The following is a 22,870-nucleotide window of genomic DNA, read 5'->3' as shown; positions in this document are numbered from 1 at the left end:
TAGTCCATCAAACTCCTGGCTTCCCATAGGTTTTGACAGCGTTTGTATAAAATATCTTCTCCAGAACTGTTTCGGGCAAGGCCAAGCCTTTGAATTCCCCCTTGAATTCCGGTGCTTCCATTGTATTTTCCGTTGCAAAGAAATCCCAGTGGAATTTCCATAGGTATTCCAATCTATCTGCCACTTCCTGACCAGATAGAGAGCCATCGTCAATCACATCGGTACCATAAATAATCCTGTCTTGGTACTTGATGAAAAAATCCCTCACCCTTGCATGGTCTTGTAATGCTTGATACTGTACGTGACAAATCCGCTCCGCTAAATCGGTCATGGTCTCTGGGAAATCATCCAATCGTTTGGCCACCTCATCCAGATTCCATTCCAAGCTAAAAAGGTGCAAGCCCACGAATTTTAATTTGGGATGGCGTCTAAGTATATTGTCCCTTGCTTCAATCTGGGCTTCATAAGAGGGATACTCCGGGTTAAGGTACATATGGTACTCCGGATGGGCACTAAAATAGTTACGGTCCGAATCCACGGTCATTTCATCCAAAGGAAGCCAGCAGTTTTTGGGCTCCCCTTGATGCCCGATAAGTACCAAATCATTGGCTTGAATGTATTCATAAATGGGATCGAACGCAGGGTGGTCCAGCATGAGGAAATTTCCTTTTTCATCCCGGAGTTCGGCATCCATGCCAATATTCTTCCACATTTTTACTCCTTTCGCCCCGCGGGCTATACCTTTCTTGATCTGCTCCAACACATCTGTCAACCAGTTTTCCTTTCCCCATTGCCGCATATCAAAAGAGCAGACATAGACCGCACGATCATTGAATGTTTCGTTCAGGGAATGAACCATATCTTCCTGTTCTTTTAAGGAAGGAAAAAAGGGAATATCGGTATTTATGGACAAGAAATAGACATCATGGCCTATGGCCGCTTTCATCTTTTCCCCACTTTCGGTATTCAGATGCACATGGGCATCAAAGAATGGTCGTAGCATGGTTTTAGTTCTTTACCATCAATAGTTTGGTCTTCACCAATTCCGTGACAGCATTGGTTGCCACAGGAAAGACTTTTCTAAGATCTATTTCCTCATTGCTCCGTAATCTTTCTTGGAGTGTTTTCATGAAGATATTCTTGATCTCCGTAGCGAGGTTTATCTTACATATGCCCAAGGATATGGCTTTTTGCACTTGGTCATGGGGAACACCGGAACTGCCGTGCAGCACCAAGGTTGAAGGGGTAATAGCCGCAATTTCCTTTAAAAGTTCCAACTGTAACTTAGGCTCGCTCTTATAAAATCCGTGGGCTGTTCCAATAGCGATGGCCAAGGCATCAACCCCGGTTTGTTCCACAAAATCCTTGGCTTCATCAGGTTGGGTGAAACCTGCTCCTTCCGTAGATTGACCCAATTTGGCCACAAAACCCAGCTCGGCCTCTACATGGGCCTTGTATTGTTTTGCCAATTCCACTACTTCCTGTGTCATGGCCACATTTTGCTCGAATGGAAGTTCACTTCCGTCGATCATAACAGAATCGAATCCTGCATCCAGACATTTATGGGCCAACTCAACGGAACCTCCATGATCAAGGTGTATCCAACCCGTTACGCCAAACTGTTTTAGTCCAGAACGACCTAGATTTACCGCTGTTTCAAGTCCCATATAATCAATGGAACTTTTGGTCAGTTGCAAAATAATGGGTTCATTCAAATCGGATGCCGCCTTAAGCACGCCATGCAAGGTTTCCACATTGTAGTAGTTGGTTGCCAAAAGCCCTCGCCCCTGTTTTGTGAATTCTTTCAGTGTTTGTTTAAGCTCCATACTAGGATGTTGTTTTGCTATGTTGTAATTGTTCTATTTTCGTTTGCAAGGCCTTTTTATCCTTGAAAGCCTCTGTTCCTCCTGCCATTGTAGTGTTGATGGCCCCCATCAAATTGCCATTCAAGAGACAATCCGCAAGTTCTGCCCCTTGCAGGTATTTTGCAATAAATCCGGAATTGAACGAATCCCCAGCGCCGATGGAGTCCACATAAACATCTGCCTTGAAGGCCGATACTTGAATCCGATTCCCATTCTTGATTCCCAAGCTGCCTTTACTTCCCATTTTAAGGGCTATGGTATTGGCAAAGGGTTCCACCTGTTTCAAGGCATCTTCTACGCTATCTTCTTGGGTGAGGCGTAAAATTTCCGCTTCATTGGGCATAAATACATCGACATAGGGTAGACATTCTTTGTAGTCAAAATTCCATACATCGGCAGGATCCCATTGTAAGTCCAGAGATGTGGTCAACCCTAAGCTCTTCACTTTTTTAAATATGGCCGTAATCTCTTGATGGAGTCCTTTCTGCAAAAAGAAATTGGATAAATGAAAATGCCTGTAGTCCGACATTTCAAACCAAGGGATATCCAAAGAGGTCATGGCCTCCATGGCACCACAATAGGTAACATTGGCCCTATCCTCATCATAATTCATCACCACGGTCACCCCTGTCTGATGGCTGTCCGACCTTCTCACAAAGGCAGTACTTACGTTGCGGTCTTCCAAGGTTTCCAAGATATAATCCCCAAATTGGTCGTTGCCCACCATTCCGGCAAAACCTGTGGAAAGACCCAGTGCGGCTGCATTGGCAGCCATGATGGCCGAGGAGCTTCCCAAAGTGAGTGTTAGATCGTTGGCCACTATTTCTTTTCCTATTTTGGGGAAGCCTTGAATCCCATTAAGGATAAGGTCCACATTAAGTTCCCCAACTACCAGTAGATCGTTTTTAGCCATGGCACAAAAGTTTGGTTTCGGTCGATGGTAAAAAGTCCATTACATCTTTATGTTTTAGCATGCCCAAATCGTCATTGACACAATTGGCCGCCCCAAAGGCCGCTCCATAGCGGGCTACTTGCTCCAAGGACATATTTTCGGAAAGGGCATACAATATTCCTGCGGTAAGGCAATCCCCACTACCCACGGTACTGATTACTTTCTCCAAGGGTTTTAGGGCATGCACCACTTCAGTACCATCCGCAAGGTAAAGTCCCTTTTTACCCTTGGTCAGCGCCAGAAGCTGCACACTATCCTTTAGATCCTTCTGCACTTTTTCAGCGTCCTCGGTTCCAAAAAGGTCTTTGGCCTCGTGCTCATTGATATGCAGTCCATAAAACCCGGACCGAAGCGCATTCTTTAGTTGGATCCCAGTTCCGTCCAACATCAATTTCTTGTTCAAACCCTTACAGCTTTGAGCCACAATTTGACTTGCATTCCCTGGGACACCTTTGGGCCAAGAGCCCGATAGGTTCACCATTTCGGATTGCTCCACAAGTTCCTGCAACTTTATGGTAAAGGATTCCCAGTCTTCGGGGCTTACCGTTGGACCAGGCTCCAAAATCTCTGTATTGGCCACAGAAGCGTCTTCCGAACGGAAGGTATAACATTGCCTGTTGTTTTCTGACAGCTCTACCCCTTCAACCTGTATCCCTCTTTTTTCACATTCCTTCTTGATCCATTGGCCCGTGGTTCCTCCCCAAAATCCAAAGAGGGTCACTTTCTTTCCCATTTCGGCCAAAGCCAAGGCAACATGGGTCGCTTTGCCTCCCGGGTAGGGTTTTATTTTTTCCATACGATTGACCGACCCTATTTCAAACTCCTTGAAGTAGGCATAACTGTCAATGGATGGATTTGGACAGATACAAAGAATCATGTCACTTCTCGTATATGGTTACTCCTTGCACCACTCTACTAATGGCGCCGTTGACTGAAGGATTATCCGGATTCAGTCCCAACTCCTGCGATTTATAAAGTCCCAAAAGCTGACCTATGACCACATAAGGCAAGATGAAAACACCGGCAACATCATCGGGGTGTTTGGTTATTGGGAACATATAGTTGGATTCCATGGACTCGTTTCCTTGCCCCACCAAGACCATATCCAGATAACCGCCTCCTTGAACTATGCTGGAAACCAGATCATTCTCATATTTGGCCACATGGGCATCCGGGGACAGGAAGAAGACCAACAGGGTATTTTCCTTGACCACTGCCCTGGGACCATGTCTGAACCCCAAACAGGAATCGTATTTACAAATCACCTGACCATCCGTGAGTTCCTGTAACTTTAAATGGCACTCATTGGCGATTCCCAAAAGTGGGCCGGACCCCAAAAAGATGGCCCGATCAAAATCCAAACGGGCCAAGCCCTTCAAAAGTTCTGCGTTATCAAAAATTTTCACGGTTTCCTTTCCCACATGCTCTACCCAAGCCTGTGCTTTATCCAACTTGTCCAAGTTAAACACCAATAAACTGGAAAGCAGCATGGATGAAAAACTACTGGTCATGGCCAAGGACTTATCATTGGTTTCCTCTGGCAATACAATACAATAATGTGTAGAGGAATCCTGCTCTGCCATTTTGGCGAGAGCTCCGTCTGGATTACAGGTAATTACCAAATGTTTTAGTTTTCCCAATCTGGACTCCAACAATTTTACGGTTTCCACACTTTCGGGACTATTACCGGACCGCGCAAAGGATATTAAAACAACAGGAGTGTCGGTTAAGGGATCCACTGCCTCAGGATGTGTCACCAAGTCCGTTGTGGCAATGGCCCTGGTATTGAGCCCCGTAGCCTCTGCAATAACAAGTTCTACCGATTCTCCAATAAAAGCAGATGAACCGGCTCCTGTCAACAATATAGTTGTGTTGGGATTTGACAAATGAGCGGAGAGGAACTTGCCGATCCCATCCCGTTGCCCTTGAATTTCCTCGAAGACTTTTTTCCAAACTTCAGGTTGTTGAAAAATCTCTATTTCCGTATAGGTTTTATTCTTTTCTACCATTTCCATGGTCATATTCTACTTTAATGGTTAGGTATGGCCAAGCTTAAGTAGCTGACCTATCAACAAAATAAACTAAAATGTTTCACAAAAAAAAGCTTTCGATTCCTTTTTATTTAAAATAAATTTATTTTCAAATTGTTTTTATTTGTATTTACCTATATGAAACGACACACAATACTTGATAAATATCAATATCTGAGGAACAAATGTTTATTTTTCACAAAAACATTACTTCATATACGTATCAAGCCGTATCTTTCGGGTCCAAAAATACCTGTCCTGCCCCATTTTGGTGTTTTTGAAGCATTGTTCAATACTTTATACCAAAACCAGCATTCCAAATGCATTCCAATCAGAATATAGAGAAGAATCTCTTCATTATCCTGTACCTTAATTCCATTTATCCACTCAGTTCAGAACTTAAGTCCTATCTGGCCAATAAGATCAAAAGCTGCTTTTTCAGAAAAAATGAAATCATTAGCAGGGCCGGGGAAGTTTGCAATAGACTTTACCTTATAAAAAAAGGGATGGTCCGGGGCTATTTTTTAAGTGATTCCGTAGAGATCACCACATGGATCGACACCGAAAATGAAATCTTCACCTCTATAACAGGCTTCTTCAGAAATGAGAAGAGTAGGGAGTTTATCCAAAGTCTTGAAGAAACCCATTGCGACTATCTGGATTATGAAGACTACAAGTATTGCCTCAATCATTTTCCTGAAATACGCCAGATCAACAGAATCATGCTCGAGCAATACTACATTTTGGCAGAGCATAGGGTGTATTTGGCCCGGATTCCCAACGCAAAAAAGCGGGTCCTCTATTTTAAGGAAAACATTAGACCCGATATTGTAGGAAGAATCCCCAGAAAACATCTGGCATCTTTTTTGGCGATGAGACCGGAAACCCTTTCCCGCATCATGAAGGAAATTCTATAGAAGGCTTATCTCAATACCATAAGTCCTACACCAAACCTATATTTTGTAAGAATAACCCTTTAACCAAGCCCCTTAAATAGGGGGTTTAGGTCTATTTTGCTTCATTTACTGTAAGAAAATGACTCTAAATTGATATTTGTCAATTCTCCGAACGATTTCATAAAATAAGACTATACCACCTCCGTTTCTTAGGTGAGAATAAGAAAAATTGTACAATTCTTAATGCCGTGACTGTAGGAAAATAATGGTCACCTCAACCTAAAAAACATTTAAAAAAAGCTCCCTCTTATGAAAGATATTTACTAGAACCCACCCAATATATTTTCTTGATTTTAAGGCGGTCCCATTAACCTTGGCGCCACTAAGTGAATTGCCTCGATTTTGCAGGCATGACCTTCCTATGCCTTAACTGAACCGAAATACAGAACAAAAAAACAATTGACACAACCTTAAACCAAAAATCAATGAAAGATTCAATCTACATGAAATTTATGCAATCCTTTTTTTGCCTATTCTTTTTTGCAGTGACCGCAACCATGGCACAATCCAGCAGTGTTGTAGTCCTGGATGCCAAGTATTCACAGAAACAACAGGTCTTGGACAATCTGCCAAACCAGACAGAGGTATTGGAAATCGATGAAAATGGAAATCCGTGGAAATCCATTAGGGAGTACCTGGAAAACCATCGATCCACTCTGGCAGTCCACCTGTTTGTCAATGCAAGTTACAATGCTTTTGAACTGGGAAACACCACCTACGATTCCGATAGTGTGGACCAAGAATTTGAACTATCCATGTTGGAAGGACTCTACCAAGGCGACCACATTCAACTTATGGTCTATGACTGCAACTTGGGGTCCAATGCGGAAGGTCTGTCCCTACTCAAGAAAATCAGTGACAAATCGTACTTCAACATTGCCGTACCCACCAACTGTAACTCAGTTTTTGGTGGCAATCTGACATTTGATCATACCACCATGAACCAAGCAACCCAAAATTCAATATTTCAATAGATCAACCGACCATGAAACAGACTTTTACAAGCTTTTTATCGCTTTTCGTACTATTTCTACTGGCAGGGACAGTAAAGGCCCAAACTGTGGATATGACCGTACAACAAGGACCCAATGTGGATGTAATGGTTACCGTTGGATCGGCCAACGTGGACCTATCCACTTTCGAGGACGACCTGGAACAAGCCATGCACTTAAAAGGAATTCCCTTGGGAAAACTAAGGGTAGAGGCTTTTCAACGAAGCTCCATATCCTCGGACCAAGCAGATGCCAGCGACATCTTCAATAGCTGGAACAAAATGAACTTCAATGGAACAGAGCCACCCGTACACAACTCCTATACTGGGGACTATTTCTCTTTTGACTCAGGAACAAACCGGGTCATTGCAGATTTTGTGGGCAGATATACTTCCTACGGATGGGGGTTTGCCATGTATGACCCCACAGGGGATATCGCTGACGGCTCCATTTCAGCAACCTGGGGACTCAGTGAAGCTCCTTACGCTCACGGTGAGGTAGGTTTTATTTTTAGAAAAGTGGACAACCAAAACTTCTATGCCTACATTATAGACAACCACTCAGCTTGTGGTAATATTAGCGGTTATGGTACCGACGGTGATCCTGCCGAGGCCATTATTAAAGTTCAGAACGGCTCCATAACCGTATTGGCCCTGAACACCAATAGTGGAAACTCCGGTTCTGCCACTTATGGGTGGAACGGAACTAGGGCGGACATGTTTGCTGCATACTTCAATGGCCAGACCATAGATTTTAAAATTGATTTGAATGGCAATAACATCAAAATCTCAAGGAGAGGTGGTGGTGGTACTGCCGGAACCGATTGGGTGGAAGCCTTTAATTTTGATGACACTACCCATGCCCAAGGTAGCTATGGTTTTTACGTACACGAACAATCCGGGGCTTATTTCAAGGACATCAACATTGAAAAATTGGAACTTCGTGCCTTTAAAGATGTACTGCGTGAGCCCCAATGGCGAAACAGTGCCTTGCGTTTCAACGTAAACTTGGACGATCTTGAGGTTGCGGATTTTGATTCTGATACCGACCTATCGGAAATCTTGATGCGAACCATCAATGAGGACATCCACTACATTGGTTGGGGTACCAATACCAATGAGGCCCAATTTGAGCGTTTCATTACACAAAACAACGACCAGGGTACATTCATCAACAGGGATGCCGGAAGCTGGAACTCATGGATCGATGACATGGCCCAATACATCTACGAGCAATATCAATTTGGTACGGTAAGTGCCGGGGAATTCTTCATCGCCGGGACATCGGTTGAAATCGATGTAGACCCTGCCCAGCTTAAAACCAATACGGCCAACGCCAGTTACCCAAGTGGTCGCTGGAACATTACCCATGATGAAACCTATTTTGACAACAATACCGGAAAAGTGTCTTGGAACGGGTTATACCTCGAAGACGTACCGGAATACTACGAAAAACCGGGTAAGTATACCTTTACTTTCGAAGACCTGCCCACCGCACCAACGACGTTGTTTTTCCACCGTAAGCCCGTAGCTAGTTTTACGTATAGCGGGGATACCGGTTTTATCAACAATACCTCCTATGATTTGGATGGCGGTGCCAATAATGGTATTGCCCAATCCGAATGGAAATGGAAATCCGTGGATGCAGCCTCCACAAACGATTGGAACACGGGAGCTTTTGATAAGAATTCCGTGAGTGATGGCCAATATTTGGTTATGCTACGCGTACAGGACCACCAAGGAACTTGGAGTAGTCCAACCAGTATCTATGTGGAAAAAACTTCAGGCTCAGGAGGTTCAAGTGACCTTCCCATAGCCCAGTTCAACATTCTTCCGGATATGCTCAATACCTACACAGGTAGCATGACCATTGCTATTGAGGATAACTCTGTAGATCCCTACGGTAGAACTTTGAGCACCCAAGAGTGGATTGTTACCCAACGGGTCTATGATACGGACGGTGACCCTACCGATACGGAAATTTACAATGCGGGTACTCCTATGACCGATTTCTCGGCCTACAACAATATATCTGCAGAATACATCATCAGTCTTCGAACACAAACCGATACCGGTGTTTGGTCCGAACCTTTTTATCGCACACTGACCATTGTGGATGATAATACAGACCCTACCATCACTGCAACGCCTTCCAGCGGCAACCTGGACACCGACACGGACATCCAATTGGTTTTTGCCGATGAAAACGGAGGTAGTGGTTTTGATGTACAACGTTTTGTCAAAATTCAGAGTGCCACTCCCCCAGCGACCGATAATGCCGCGTGGACTTCATGGAGCAACAGTCAATCCAAGATTACCACATTCGCTAGTGGAGGTTCCGGTTGGTACATCCATGCCGAAGTTAAAGATAATGCCGGGAATGTAGGTACAGCAACCTTTGGTCCATACGATGTTACCCTGGTGGTAAGTGCCGATGACGATCTCGCCATTTTGGACGAGGATACCACCTCCAGTCCAATAGACGTGCTCTTTAATGATGTGTACGATACCAACGTTACCCCAACCGTGACCATTACGGTACAGGGAACCAAGGGTAATGCCGTGGTCAATGGAAGCAATCAGGTAGTGTATACTGCAAATGCCAATGAAAATGGAACGGATACCGTAACCTATGAGTTGGATGATCAAGGCCAGAAAGTAACAGCCAACATTACCCTATCCATTTTACCCAAAGATGATTTGCCCGTGGCAAATGCAGATACCTTTACCATGGACGAAAACGATACTTTGAATGAGGACGTTTCCACCAACGATGTGGAGATTGACGGGGATGATTTGGTGTACCATCTAATTTCAGGGCCATCGCATGCAGCTTCCTTTACCTTTAATCCAGATGGAACCTTTTCATATGAACATGATGGGGATGAATCTGGTTCGGATAGCTTCACCTATAATTTTGAAGATGAGGTATCCTTCACACAAACTGTGACTGCTACCCTTACCATCAACAATGTAAATGACGTCCCTGAAGGAGGTAATATATCCGTAGATGTCATTCAAGATGCAGGATACACATTTGCTGCGGAAGATTTTACTTTTTCCGATGATGACCCAAGTGATGGTTTCAATGGAATACAAATTATCTCATTGCCTTCAAAAGGTACATTGACCTACAACGGAAACCCTGTTTCGGTCAATGATATGATCAATGATGTAACCCTATTGGTATACACTACAGCGAGTGGTGAATTTGGCGCCAATTATACCTCCTTCTCATTTAAAGTCAAAGATGGTTCCGATGCGTTGAGTGCCACTACATACAGTGCAACTATCGCAGCGGCCCAAGATACCGATGGGGATGGAATTCCAAACGATTTGGATACCGACGATGACAACGACGGTACCCCTGATACCGACGATGATTTCCCATTGGATGACTCAGAGGATACCGATACCGATGGTGACGGAACTGGCGACAATGCCGATACCGACGATGACAACGACGGCACCCCTGATACCGACGATGATTTCCCATTGGATGACTCAGAGGATACCGATACTGATGGTGATGGGACTGGTGACAATGCCGATACCGACGATGACAACGACGGCACCCCTGATACCGACGATGATTTCCCATTGGACGATTCCGAGGATACCGATACCGATGGTGACGGAACTGGCGACAATGCCGATACCGACGATGACAACGACGGCACCCCTGATACCGAGGATGATTTCCCATTGGATGACTCAGAGGATACCGATACCGATGGTGACGGGACCGGCGACAATGCCGATGACGACGATGACAACGACGGAACTCCTGATACCGACGATGATTTCCCATTGGATGACTCAGAAGATACCGACACCGATGGTGACGGAACAGGTGACAATGCCGATACCGACGATGACAACGACGGCACCCCTGATTCCGAGGATGCATTCCCTAAAGATGATTCCGAGGATACAGACACCGATGGTGACGGGACTGGCGACAATGCCGATACCGACGATGACAACGACGGTACCCCTGATTCCGAGGATGCGTTCCCAAAAGATGATTCCGAGGATACAGACACCGATGGTGACGGGACTGGTGACAATGCCGATACCGACGATGACAACGACGGTACCCCTGATACCGAAGATGCGTTCCCTAAAGATGATTCCGAGGATACCGATACCGATGGTGACGGAACTGGCGACAATGCCGATACCGACGATGACAACGACGGCACCCCTGATTCTGAGGATGCGTTCCCAAAAGATGATTCCGAGGATACAGACACCGATGGAGATGGGGTTGGAGACAATGCCGATGATGATGCCGATAACGATGGAACCCCTGATTCTGAAGATGCCTTTCCAACAGACCCCAATGAGGATTCTGATGCAGACGGAGATGGTATTGGGGACAATGAGGACAATGATGACGACAACGATGGTGTCACCGATGAAGACAATGATGGAGATGGTCTTGGAGACAATGTGGATACCGATGACGACAACGATGGCATTCCCGATAGCGAAGACGATTTCCCAAATGATGCCTCGGAAACCATCGACACCGATGGGGATGGAATCGGAAACAACGCCGATACCGATGATGACAACGATGGCTATTCCGATGAGCTTGAAATAGAGCAAGGAACAGACCCAACCGATGCTTCAAGTATTCCATTGGATACAGATGGCGATGGTATTCCAGATAGTTTGGATGATGATGATGACAACGATGGTGTTGTGGATGGTGACGATGCATTTCCAACGAGTGATGAGCCTACCCTGGTTCCCGCTCAGGCCTTTACTCCCAACGGGGATGGCAACAACGACGCTTGGATCATTCCAGGTATCGACAACTATCCCAATAACACGGTATCGGTCTACAACCGATGGGGCCATGAAGTGTTTGCCACAAGGTCCTACCGAAACAACTGGGAAGGTTTCTACAAGAGTAGAAATGAAAAGCTTCCTGCTGGATCGTACCTGTACATCATTGACTTGGGAGATGGAAGTGCTCCATTGCAAGGCTGGATCTTTATCAACTATTAACCACAACAACAAAAAACACACAATACAGACATGAACCTAATTAATAAATTACAGATACTGTTGGCGGCCATGGCTTTTACCGCAACGGTGAGTGCCCAACAAGACCCCAACTATACCTTTTACCAGTATAACATGAACATATACAATCCGGCTTTTGCTGGTAGCTCCGAAGCTGCCGAATTCTCATTGGGAATTCGGAGTCAGTGGGCCGGTATAGAGGGTGCGCCAGAGAGCCAAAGTGCCATTTTTGGTATGCCCATGGGAAAAAATGTGGGATTGGGGGCATCCATTCTCAATGACCGTACCTTTATAGAACAGCAAACATGGGTGGCCATAGATATTTCATATTATATTGATCTGGATGAAGAGCACAGGCTTTATTTCGGGATCAAGGGAAGCGCCAACTCCTATGATGCGAACACCAATGGTCTGGTTACCTACGGTGTGGGACAGGATGGGGCCCTAACGGACTATGAAAGTAGGTTTACCCCAAACGTAGGTGCAGGGGCTTACATGAAGCACGACAGATATTTTGTATCGCTTTCGGCCCCTAAACTTCTCACTCCTGATAGATTGCAGGAACGAGATGGGAATGCCTATTTGGGCGCAGACCGTATGCATGCTTACCTCAGTGGAGGCTATAGCTTTTTCTTGGGAAAAACCTTGGACCTAAAGACCATGGGAATGTTCCGATATGTAGATGCCTCCCCCATATCCTTGGAGGTCACCGGTATCTTGGACTTTGGGGAGCGTTTTGAGTTTGGGGCATCATACCGCCATGATGAGAGTATCAGTGGACTTGTGCTCTTCAATGTGAGCAACGGTTTCAACTTGGGATATGCCTATGAGACCTCCATCCAAAATTCCATTGACGGTTTGGACAACAATACCCATGAACTCTTCATGCGATTGCGTATGTAAAATCAAAGTAGATTTATACTTGAAAAATGCCCCTCATCTGATGGGGCATTTTTTTATGGATATACTTACGTTTTCTTATTCTCGTTGAGAGTTTCACAACTTAATGCCCAATACCGTAATATCTAACAAGATTTTTACCCCTTACCTCATCGTTTTGTTTAGCTTTGCCAGCATTCAACCAAATTGCAAAAATGCAGCGCCTTTACGTATTGTTCTTTTTTCTCGTTAGCCTAACGACCTATTCCCAAGATGTAGAAATTTTTAAACCCAATCCAAATAAAAATAAGCTGGAAGCCATGGAGACTTCGGGTCCCATAAAAGTGGACGGTGTTCTGGACGAAGCAGATTGGGCAAAAACAAAGCCCCACCCCAGGTTTACCCAGGTAGACCCTTACCAAGGTGAAGCTCCCAATCACGATACGGAAATCAAGGTGCTTTTTGACGAAGACAATCTATATTTTGGGATTTTCTGCAAGGATTCCTTGGGAAAAAAAGCCATTCGGGCCACAGATTTTAAACGGGATTTTAACTTTAGGACCCATGATTTGGTAACCCTCTGTTTTGACGGGTTCAATGACGAGCGAAATGCCATGTCCATAGTGGTCAACCCCTATGGGGTACAACGGGACTACCTATCCTTTGATGCCATGTATTATGATATTGAGTGGGACGGTAGGTGGACTACCCGGACTACCCGGACGGACAAAGGTTGGATTGCCGAAATTGCCATTCCATGGAAGACTTTAAGATACCCCAAGACCGATGACCCCACCCAAATTTGGGGCTTTCAATTGTATCGCAACCGAAGATTGACCAACGAGATTACCGCTTTCTCCCCATTTCCACGTTCGTTCAGTGCGGCGAGAATGGATTATGCGGGAAGGCTCACCAACCTGAAACCCCCACCACCAACGGCCAATATCCAAGTAAAACCCTACCTCCTCACCTCCTATAATCGGTATAAGGGAAACAACCCTGATATTGAAGATGAGAATACGGATGTAAAAGCAGGTGGCGAATTTAAATGGGCCATTGACCCCAACAATGTTTTGGACATTACCGTGAACACTGATTTTGCCCAAGCAGATGTTGACCGTCAGGTGAACAATATCAGTCGTTTCTCGGTATTCTTCCCAGAACGACGACAATTCTTTCTTGAAAATGCTTCCCTTTTTGGAATCAATGTGGGTCCTGGTGACCGTTCACAGGGAGGATCCATGGTGGTACAGCCCTTTTTTAGTAGAAGTATAGGGCTTGACAACGAAGGGAATCCGCTTCCCATTGATGTTGGAGGACGTTTTGTACATAGGGCTTCACGAAGAAATTATGGCGGGATCTATATTCGCCAAGCAGGAAATTCAACGGTGTCCGGAACCAACTTCATGGTAGGAAGATACTCAGAGAATTTTGGAAAACAGAACCGCATCGGGGCACTGGTAACCGCCAAGAATGGTTCGGAGAACACCAATGTTACCGGTACTGTGGATGCCTTTATACGTTTAGGGGAACCACATTCCATCAACGCCCTTTTAAGTTACTCCGGAAACACGGAAATAGGCGGTGGCGGTTTTTCGGGGATTGCACAATATTACTATACTTCCAATAAATGGAAAGCATGGTGGACCCAATCCGTGATCACCAAAGATTTCAACCCGGAAATGGGATTTGTCTCCAGAAGTGACGTTATAGGAACCACCCCCGGAATCACCCGGTTCTTCCGAGGTGAGAAGATGCCTTTTAAGCAATGGCTACGTGCCTATGAACCCAGTGTACATGCCCAGTTTTATCACCAAGCCTCCACGGGAAAATTGATTGAGCGCCAGTTAACCGGAAACCCATTGTACCTCAATCTTCAAAATGGAGGGAATTTTGGTTATGAGATCACCAGCTTTTTTCAAAACCTGACCGAAACCTTTACCCCTTTGGGCCTATCAGTCCCCATGGGCGAATATGATTACGTACAACATTCGGTTTTTGGGAACAGTGACCCTTCCAAAAAGCTCAATTTTGGAGGTGAAATAGAATGGGGCAGCTATTTTGATGGGGATTTGACCTCGTACAATGCTCAGGTAGGATACTCTCCCCTTCCCCATATTTCCTTGGGCGGAAGTTTTAACCGAATTGAATTTGATGGTGTAGGAACAGGTAGTATCAGTAAAAAAGTAGATCTGTTCAGTTTGGAATCCCGTTTGGCCTTGAACCCAAGGGTCCAGCTGTCAGGGTTCCTTCAAAAGAATACGGAAAACGACCTCACTAACATCAATATCCGTTTTTCATGGGAATACAGCCCGCTGTCGTTTGTGTATTTGGTGTTCAACGATCGGGATTTCAATGAGACCCTCTACGGAAATCAAACCGAGCAACAGGCCATTGTAAAAATCAACTTCCTAAAACAATTCTAATCTTCTCCGATTAAGATTTGTTTCAATTCTTCTTCATTAACAGGTTTGATGATGTAGTTTCCCACTACCTCATATGTTTTGGCACGTTCTTGATCCAACGGGTGTATGGATGAACTGACCACATAAATGGTGACCTTTTCCCTATTGTGGTGGGGTATTTTCACAAAATCATCCAGAAAGCCCCAACCGTCTTTGATGGGCATGTTCAAATCCAAAAAAATAACCGAAGGCAATGACTTTCCGGCCCCTAACATATCCAAAAGGCCATCTATGGCCTCTTGTCCGTTTTGGAACACCGATACCTCATCGGAAAAGTCCAGTCTTTTCATCAAGACCTTCATACCAAATAAGTGTATGGGATCATCATCCACAATACAAGCACTTTGCAACTGGCCCATTGTTTTTACGCTTTTAATAGTTTTACCCTGAATTTTGTCCCTATATTGATTTCACTTTCAACCTCTATGCGTCCGCCCATGGACTCTATCTGGTTTTTGGTGATAAAAAGTCCGATGCCGCGAGCATCCTTATTGCCATGAAAGGTTTTGTACATCCCGAACAATTTTTGACCATATCTCTCCAGATCAATTCCGAGTCCATTATCCTCCACCATCAATTCAATGTACTGCCCCTCTCCATTGGCATAAATGGTGAGTGTACATTCCTTTTTATGGTCACGGTACTTGATGGCATTGGTCACTAAGTTCAAGACAATGCTCTCCATATAGGCCACCACCCCTTTTACCTTCATTTCATCTGGAACATCTACCTTGACCTGGATCTTGTTCTCAATAATCAAGGCGTTTACATCCATTAAAATCTTGTTCACGGTTTTCTGTAGGGGGACCACTTTTAGTTTCTTTTCCGTTTCCAGTTTTACCTGCACCACTTCATTAAGGTGCGCAATGGTCTCATTGAGCCCGTGGGAAGCCCTGCCCAGCATCGTCAACGTATCCTTGCGTTCTTCCATGGCCAATGTTTCATCCAAAAGGAACTCACTGATCATGGTAAGGTTGGCCGCATGGGAACGCAAATTATGCGAAACAATATGTGCAAAATTGAGAAGGCTGTTGTTTTGGTTGGTGGTCAACTGCAACAATCCCTTTAGCTTCTTTTCCGCATTGATCCGGGATGAAATATCCACAATCTGCGATATAAAATGGGAGATTTTCCCATCTATTTTCTTTACTGAAGTTACGGTTAAAAGTACATACACCAACTGTCCTTTTTTATCAAAATAGCGTTTCTCTATTTGATACGTGGATCGTTTTCCTTCCACAACTTCCCGAAGTAGGGCAAGATCTATTTCCAGATCGTCAGGATGGGTTATATCTTGAAAGGTCAATTGCAAAAGTTCCGAATTGGTATACCCTAAACTATTGCACAGACTTTGGTTCACTTGAATGAACCTACCATCCATCCCTACCAATGCCATCCCCACGGAAGAGTTCTCAAAAGCGCCTTGGAGTGAATCTTCACTGGTAACCAATTGCAACTGGGCCGTTTTTAACTCGGTTATATCCGTATTGACCCCAATCATTCGCAAGGCCTGTCCTTCTTTATCCCTTATAACTGTAGCTTCGGCTTTTATCCACCGGACTTTTCCATTGGGCCATTTTACCCTAAACGTGGTGTTGAACTCCTTTTTCCCATCTATGGCGTCTTGTACCTCCATGGAAGTTTTTTCCAAATCTTCTGGAAGTACGCAGGCTTGCCACGCTTCATATACTCCCTCAAAACTGGATGCCTCAATACCATAAAGCATGTACATGTTGGAGTCCCAGAATATTTCATTGTTTTGGATGTCGTATTCCCATATACCGATTCCAGCAGTTTTTGTGGCCAATGCCAATCGTTCACTGACATTTTTGTATTCGATTTCAGCTTTTTTACGCCTTTCAATATCCTGAAAGGTTCCGGTAATCCGAACACATTTTCCATCGATCATTTCAGGTTCGCCTATGGCCCTTACCCAAACCTCCTTGCCTTTGGCAGTAACAATCTGGAGCTCCGTGTCCCAAGCCGTTCCAAGCTCAATGCCTGTCTGTACCATTTGGGTTATGGTGTCCCGACTGTAACCTTCTTTAAAGAAGAATATCCAATCTTTGAGGTTAGGGATATAATCATCGGGTACCTCATGGATCTCGCGGGTAATACTGGACCAGTAAATGGCATTGTTCACCAACTCAACTTCCCAACCGCCAATCCGTGCCACTTCTTGAGATTTGATCAAATGGGTCTCATTCAATTTTCTCCCGGTGATGTCTTCCAAAACCAGGATTACCCCGCTTACCACATCATCTTCGTCTTTTACAGAATCTATCTTCCATTCGTACCATACACTTTCACCATTTTCCAAAATCACTCTCATGGTATCCGTCCTAAAACTGACACCTTCCAAGCAATAATCGATGTCCAACTTTAGCTCTTCAGGCAATTTTGGCATGGATTCAAAAAAGGGTTTTCCCAAGGAATTTCGTGATAGCCCAAAATGGTTGAGCCATCGATCTGAAAAATCCACAAAAGTTAAGTGGGTATCCAATAACGCTATTGGAACGGGGGTCCTTTGAAATAGAGATTGGTCAATCGTCATGTAGCACGCTGGGTTATTAAACTAAATTTAGGAAAAATGTCGCTAATAGTTTGCCATGATTACCTACAATAACGATAAAAAAAACTGTGCTAGTATTCAGAAACAATGTTAATCCTTTACTATTCCAAAAAATATTTACCCATGGGTCCAAATCCATTTTTAATGTCTATACTTGATTTATCAAAATTCATATAAGGATATGAAAATCAAAGGATATTTTTTGGTGATATGTTCATTAATTCTCTTGGAAAATTGAAAACATGGATTAGTGCCAAAAGCTTTCGTAATTCATTTATTCCAACTAATAAGTCCTCAAACACAAGGAATTGTAACAAACAATTTGTTTCTTTTCCCAAGGGTTACCATGAATTATAAGTAACTTGTAGGCAATGATGGAATACTATAGTCACTCCATAGAACTTACAAGATAACCTTAACCATGAAAGCGAAGAAACAGCTCGAAATCAAAGCCGGGGCGGCTGGTTCATGCCCAACCTCAGAAACCACCATAACTGAAACACATTTTACACGTCGCGAAGCATTGGGACTGACCGGAATGGCCGGTTTAGCGGCACTAATGGGATTGACTTCCAGTGCCATTCCAATGCAGCCACAAAAAAAAGTGCGTATTGCATGTCTTACCACCTATTGGGCCGCGACCCGATCGCATGCAGATTGGATTTTTACCAAGTTGTTGGATGGCTATTGGTGGCAAGGTGCTTACATGGAGTCACGTGTAGAGGTCGTTTCCGTTTACATTCACCAACTTAAGGAAAGTGGTCTGGGCCAGAAAATATGCAAAGCCAAGGGCATTCCCATTTTTGATACCGTTGGCGAAGCCGTGACGCTTGGTGGTGATGAACTTGCGGTGGATGGTGTGGTCATTGTTGGGGAACATGGAAACTACCCTACCGACCTCAAAGGACATTGGCTTTTGCCCCGCTGGTGGATCTACAATCAGGTTATTCGGGTTTTTGAGCGGAGCAACCGTTCCGTTCCCGTTTTTAATGACAAGCACCTTTCCTATAATTGGGACGAGGCCAAGTGGATGTTCGACAAATCGCGTGAGCTCAACTTTCCTCTGACCGGAGGTTCCTCCATACCCATTTACTATCGGAAACCTGAAAAGGAACTTCCCGTGGACACGCCTATAAAACATTCCATCGTACTTGGCGGAACCTCAGATGAAGGTGCCATTTTCCACGCCATAGATGTACTCCAGGCTTTTGTGGAACGTCGTAAAGGAGGAGAAACAGGTGTGAAATCCGTTCAATCCATACGCGGTCCGGAAACCTGGAAATGGGTGGAAAACACCCCATGGGCCCGCAAACTATTGGGTTCCGTGGAGCAAAAATTTGAATTGGAAGCCGGACACTTTCAACAGCACCCCCAAACCAATATGTGTCTTATAGAGTATAATGATGGCACCCTAGCTGCTGTTATTGGTGGCCGAGGTGTGGGATGGACCTATGCCGGTGAAATTGAAGGGCAAAACGACCCCACTATCATCTCCATGCTGGGTTGGGCCGGCCCTTTTGACCAATATCATGCCTCTAATGCACAACCGCACTGGATTACCGAAATGATGGTGACCAAAAAAGAACCTTTCCATGCAGAGCGACTACTATTGTCTACAGGCATTGTAAACCACTATATGGATTCCAATTGGGAGAACAGTGAATATTCCCCGATAGGTCGCCGAATTGAAACCCCAGTACTCAATATGAAATACCACACTACTCGGGGAGCACAATTCAATACAGGGGAACGGCCACCAAGTCGCCCGTACATAAGAGGGTTTAGCGAATAGAGCAAGACTCAACAATAATGATAAAAAGCAATACACATATGCAACGAAGAGAACTAGTAAAGAGTTTATCCATGCTTCCCTTGGCTGGAAGTGTTTTTCCCATAACATCCTTGTTATCCACTCCCGCTGTGGGAAATAAAATGCCTTTGAATTTTGACCAACAAACCATGCCCGAGTTACACCGGAATGCTTTTGTTATGGATGGACACACCCATGTCATGACCCGTGAACTGTTGATGGGAACAGATATAGGGCAGCGTTATTCGGATGGTACCGTGGACCTTCCAAGGGCCATAGAGGGGGGGCTAGATGCCATGTTCTTCTCCGTATATACCCCGGAACATTATTATCCGGGAAGATTGGAGACCAAAAACACCTTTCGTGTGATCAATCTAGCTTTGGAACAGATTGAAAAGAACAACGATGTCATTGAATTGGCACTCAATGCTTCCGATATAGAACGTATCAACAAAAAAGGGAAAATGGCTGCTTTTCTGGATTTGGAGGGCGGTTACGACCTTGATGGGGATATTCTATTGCTTCAAGCCCTCTATCGCTTGGGACTTAGATCGATCCAGTTGACGGCTCACAATACAACCAATGCCTTCATCGACACTTGTAATGATGTGAGCCGTTGGGGCGGAATCAACGATCTTGGCAAAGAGATCATTGCAGAAATGAACAGGCTTGGTATGGTCATCAATGTTGCCCATGCCTCCAATGATGCCATCCTACAGACGGTTGAGGCCAGTAAGCATCCGGTCACCTACAGCCATGGTGGATTTTATAGTATTGTGAACCACCCGCGCTGTATTACGGACGAAGCTGCAAAAGCAATTGCCTCAAAAGGAGGTGTGATCGGGATTCACTTTGGCAGTCTTTTCAACAATCCAAAATATTTTGGTTGGCAGCAAAAGGCCGCAAATGAGACCACTCCATCCTCGGTACAGGATTTTGCAAAGACCCTTGAGGAAGCAGATAGGGCGGTTGCCAAAGAAGTTCCTTTAAATTTCAAGGGAACCATTCCTGATGAGTACTGGATGCATGTGGACCAACTGGCCAAGGTCATCGATTATGGTGTGAATTTAGTGGGAGAAGACCATATGGCCATCGGTTCCGATTTGGATGGTGGCCCGGAGCTACCACGTGAAATCAAAGACATTAGTGACTTTCCCCAAATCACTATGGCCATGCAAAGGCTGGGTTATAGCGACGAACGAATCAAGAAAATCCTTGGTCTCAACTGGCTGCGTGTGATTCGAGAAGTAACCGGAGGATAGAGGAAAGAGCGGAAAATCCAAATCGTACAAAACAAAAAAGCAAGCTTAAAGCTTGCTTTTTTTATCGGTGATCGCGGAAGGATTCGAACCTTCGACCGTCTGCTTAGAAGTCCCAAAAAATCGATGCTTTTCAATTAAAATAGTATTTTGAAAATACTTAAAATACACATTTACTGATAGTTAGTGTTATTTGTGTTTTAATGGATTGAGATAAAAGTGTGCACAAAGTGTGCATTTTTATTTTCTTACTTTCATCACTATCACTAACTATTATGGCCAAAGCACGGATCATACTTGACACCAGGACCGAATCCCAAAGTAAATTTACAGGATTATATCCCATTGCGGTCAGAGTATTCCACAAAAAAGCTCGAATCATTAGGTTGTCTCACTATACATCTCCAAAGGGATGGAATGAAAAAGAAGGCACCTTGAAACGATCGGTCAAGGAAAATTCAAACCTTGACTGTGATGCTATCAACCATGAGTTGTTTGAAAAGCTTACGATGGCCAAGAGACTCATCCTTGACCTTGGTGAGAACATCGATAACATAACGGTGGACACCCTGGTAGATGAAATAAAGCGGTCATGGGAAAACGACAACAAAACAGAGATCAAACAGAAATATGAAAATTGCATCACGCTTTCCGAATTCGGCGCAGTCCTGATCCAAAGAAAGCTTAAGGCCAATAAGCCCGGCACCGCCAAATGGTACAAGGACTGTATCAAGGTCTTTATGGACCAGAACGGCGGTAGAGACCTGAAATTATCTCAGATAACCGTCCGCTTCCTTAAGGACTTTGAGGCGGAACACAGGTCCAGGGGAAACGTCACCAACACCATAAGCAACTATATGCGAGGGGCAAGGGCCATCTATAATGCCGCTATTAACGAGGATGAATATTTTCCCGAAAGAAATGTATTTACAAGATATAAGATCCCGACCAGTAAGCGAGTCAAAAAGAAAGCTCTTCCTAAAGAAAGCATTTTAAAGGTATTGCAGGTCGAGTATCCATGTGAAACAATTATGTGGCATACCAAAAATTATTTTATCACTATGTTCATGGCCCGAGGAATGAATTTTATCGATTTGGCAAAGTTGAGGGTGAAAAACATCCATTCCGGATATATCTTTTATGGCCGTAGCAAGACCGATGACCCTATAACAGTGAAAATTGTCCCTGCGCTCCAAAAAGTCCTTGACTATTATCTACAAGGAAAAAAACCTGATGATTTTGTTTTTCCCATCGGTAATGATGGGTCTCCAAAAATGTTCAAAAAATATAGGAACGATATCAGTTCCATCAACAAAAATTTAGCAATACTGGCCAAAGATGCTGGAATCGATGAAAAACTGACTACCTATTACCTAAGACATTCATGGGCGACCATAGCAAAACATATGGGTCTTTCCATCGCCATGATCAGTGATGCTCTTGGGCATCAAAGCGTGGTCACTACTGAAATTTACTTAAAAAGTTTTACCAATGAATCCTTGGACGAAGCAAATCTTCTTGTAGTTGGATAGCAGGATTTGTCACTTACTTTCCAAAATACCTTTTGTATGATCACATTCTGTAGGCCTATTTTTAATCTAAGCCATGGCTAATAAAAGAAAATGTAGAGAACACGAGCGGCCAACAGTGAATAACACTAATTAACTATATTCTGGGCCAAGGGAGCTGGAAAGATGGGCGATATTAACGGGCATCCAAAATTCCGTTTGGCCATCCTGCTCGACACCACCCATATCGGGATGATCCGAAAGACGGATGTGCTTATCCCAATGGTCACCGATTTTCTGGATTCTGACCTGAATGCGACACTACCTATCTTTAAGGTATATCCTGAACAATCTTCTTTTTGAGTAATACAATATGATCATGAAGATCTTTAAAAAAGAGTCTTGTTCAAACTGTCAAAATGTGGTGACATCAAAATTATCATGAACTATGTCTGTCCGTTTTCCTTACCGCACGGAGAGCTCTTATCCTGTCCATAGCTCCGGGGTATAAGATTATTACCCTCCGAAAACCTAACTAAACTACAA

The 22,870-nt window shown here is 44.3% G+C and carries 16 protein-coding genes; 9 read left to right on the top strand and 7 right to left on the bottom strand.

What is annotated here, in order from left to right:
* Nucleotides 1-7 precede the first annotated feature (7 nt).
* From ACPD8L_RS02210 to ACPD8L_RS02190, 5 genes are read right to left on the bottom strand one after another with little or no spacing between them, the layout of a single operon-like run.
* Nucleotides 8-1,003: an amidohydrolase family protein gene (locus ACPD8L_RS02210; protein ID WP_423941644.1), complete on the bottom strand. Its 996-nt coding sequence runs from the start codon at nucleotides 1,001-1,003 to the stop codon at nucleotides 8-10.
* A gap of 4 nt (nucleotides 1,004-1,007) precedes the next feature.
* Nucleotides 1,008-1,826 carry a class II fructose-bisphosphate aldolase gene (locus ACPD8L_RS02205; RefSeq protein ID WP_116219059.1) on the bottom strand — a complete coding sequence of 273 codons (819 nt, stop codon included), beginning with the start codon at nucleotides 1,824-1,826 and terminating at the stop codon, nucleotides 1,008-1,010.
* A 1-nt stretch (nucleotide 1,827) separates the two neighbouring features.
* Nucleotides 1,828-2,778 carry a carbohydrate kinase family protein gene (locus ACPD8L_RS02200; protein WP_421809209.1) on the bottom strand — a complete coding sequence of 317 codons (951 nt, stop codon included), beginning with the start codon at nucleotides 2,776-2,778 and terminating at the stop codon, nucleotides 1,828-1,830.
* Nucleotides 2,771-3,694, bottom strand: a complete 924-nt coding sequence (locus ACPD8L_RS02195) for a 1-phosphofructokinase family hexose kinase (RefSeq protein WP_423941642.1) — start codon at nucleotides 3,692-3,694, stop codon at nucleotides 2,771-2,773. The genes ACPD8L_RS02200 and ACPD8L_RS02195 overlap by 8 nt, the downstream gene beginning before the upstream one ends.
* A 1-nt stretch (nucleotide 3,695) precedes the next feature.
* Nucleotides 3,696-4,832 (bottom strand): SIS domain-containing protein, encoded by a 1,137-nt coding sequence (locus tag ACPD8L_RS02190; RefSeq protein WP_423941640.1) that lies wholly within the window; start codon nucleotides 4,830-4,832, stop codon nucleotides 3,696-3,698.
* Between the two features lie 335 nt (nucleotides 4,833-5,167).
* Between ACPD8L_RS02190 and ACPD8L_RS02185 the strand changes: the two genes are divergently transcribed.
* From ACPD8L_RS02185 to ACPD8L_RS02165, 5 genes are all read left to right on the top strand, one after another.
* Nucleotides 5,168-5,764: a Crp/Fnr family transcriptional regulator gene (locus tag ACPD8L_RS02185; RefSeq protein WP_116219062.1), complete on the top strand. Its 597-nt coding sequence runs from the start codon at nucleotides 5,168-5,170 to the stop codon at nucleotides 5,762-5,764.
* 464 nt (nucleotides 5,765-6,228) lie between these two features.
* Nucleotides 6,229-6,777 (top strand): DUF4347 domain-containing protein, encoded by a 549-nt coding sequence (locus ACPD8L_RS02180; RefSeq protein WP_423941639.1) that lies wholly within the window; start codon nucleotides 6,229-6,231, stop codon nucleotides 6,775-6,777.
* Between the two features lie 11 nt (nucleotides 6,778-6,788).
* A complete protein-coding gene (locus tag ACPD8L_RS02175; RefSeq protein ID WP_423941637.1) occupies nucleotides 6,789-11,813 on the top strand; it encodes a T9SS type B sorting domain-containing protein in 5,025 nt (1,674 codons plus the stop codon).
* A gap of 30 nt (nucleotides 11,814-11,843) precedes the next feature.
* On the top strand, nucleotides 11,844-12,734 hold the full coding sequence (locus ACPD8L_RS02170) for a PorP/SprF family type IX secretion system membrane protein (protein WP_116219064.1): 891 nt from the start codon (nucleotides 11,844-11,846) through the stop codon (nucleotides 12,732-12,734).
* Between the two features lie 191 nt (nucleotides 12,735-12,925).
* On the top strand, nucleotides 12,926-15,136 hold the full coding sequence (locus ACPD8L_RS02165; RefSeq protein ID WP_423941635.1) for a DUF5916 domain-containing protein: 2,211 nt from the start codon (nucleotides 12,926-12,928) through the stop codon (nucleotides 15,134-15,136).
* Here the strand turns inward: ACPD8L_RS02165 and ACPD8L_RS02160 are convergent.
* Together ACPD8L_RS02160 and ACPD8L_RS02155 are read right to left on the bottom strand one after the other, a co-directional pair.
* Complete coding sequence (locus ACPD8L_RS02160; RefSeq protein ID WP_421809203.1) at nucleotides 15,133-15,534, bottom strand: response regulator; 402 nt, start codon at nucleotides 15,532-15,534, stop codon at nucleotides 15,133-15,135. The two genes, ACPD8L_RS02165 and ACPD8L_RS02160, sit on opposite strands and share 4 nt — an antisense overlap.
* 5 nt (nucleotides 15,535-15,539) lie before the next feature.
* The gene (locus ACPD8L_RS02155) at nucleotides 15,540-17,729 is read right to left on the bottom strand and encodes a PAS domain-containing sensor histidine kinase (protein ID WP_293300042.1); all 2,190 of its coding nucleotides are present in this window, start codon (nucleotides 17,727-17,729) and stop codon (nucleotides 15,540-15,542) included.
* Between the two features lie 439 nt (nucleotides 17,730-18,168).
* Here ACPD8L_RS02155 and ACPD8L_RS02150 point away from each other — a divergent pair, with 439 nt between their 5' ends.
* From ACPD8L_RS02150 to ACPD8L_RS02135, 4 genes are all read left to right on the top strand, one after another.
* The gene (locus ACPD8L_RS02150) at nucleotides 18,169-19,539 is read left to right on the top strand and encodes a hypothetical protein (RefSeq protein ID WP_423941633.1); all 1,371 of its coding nucleotides are present in this window, start codon (nucleotides 18,169-18,171) and stop codon (nucleotides 19,537-19,539) included.
* Between the two features lie 38 nt (nucleotides 19,540-19,577).
* The gene (locus ACPD8L_RS02145; RefSeq protein ID WP_423941632.1) at nucleotides 19,578-20,819 is read left to right on the top strand and encodes a dipeptidase; all 1,242 of its coding nucleotides are present in this window, start codon (nucleotides 19,578-19,580) and stop codon (nucleotides 20,817-20,819) included.
* 272 nt (nucleotides 20,820-21,091) lie between these two features.
* Nucleotides 21,092-22,348 (top strand): tyrosine-type recombinase/integrase, encoded by a 1,257-nt coding sequence (locus tag ACPD8L_RS02140; protein ID WP_423941631.1) that lies wholly within the window; start codon nucleotides 21,092-21,094, stop codon nucleotides 22,346-22,348.
* Between the two features lie 162 nt (nucleotides 22,349-22,510).
* The gene (locus tag ACPD8L_RS02135) at nucleotides 22,511-22,687 is read left to right on the top strand and encodes a hypothetical protein (RefSeq protein ID WP_207211137.1); all 177 of its coding nucleotides are present in this window, start codon (nucleotides 22,511-22,513) and stop codon (nucleotides 22,685-22,687) included.
* Nucleotides 22,688-22,870 lie beyond the last annotated feature (183 nt).

This window comes from Flagellimonas algicida (assembly GCF_049629585.1).
Classification (GTDB): Bacteria; Bacteroidota; Bacteroidia; order Flavobacteriales; family Flavobacteriaceae; genus Flagellimonas.
Note: the sequence above shows the minus strand (reverse complement) of the source record. Positions and strands in the feature narration are given on the sequence as shown.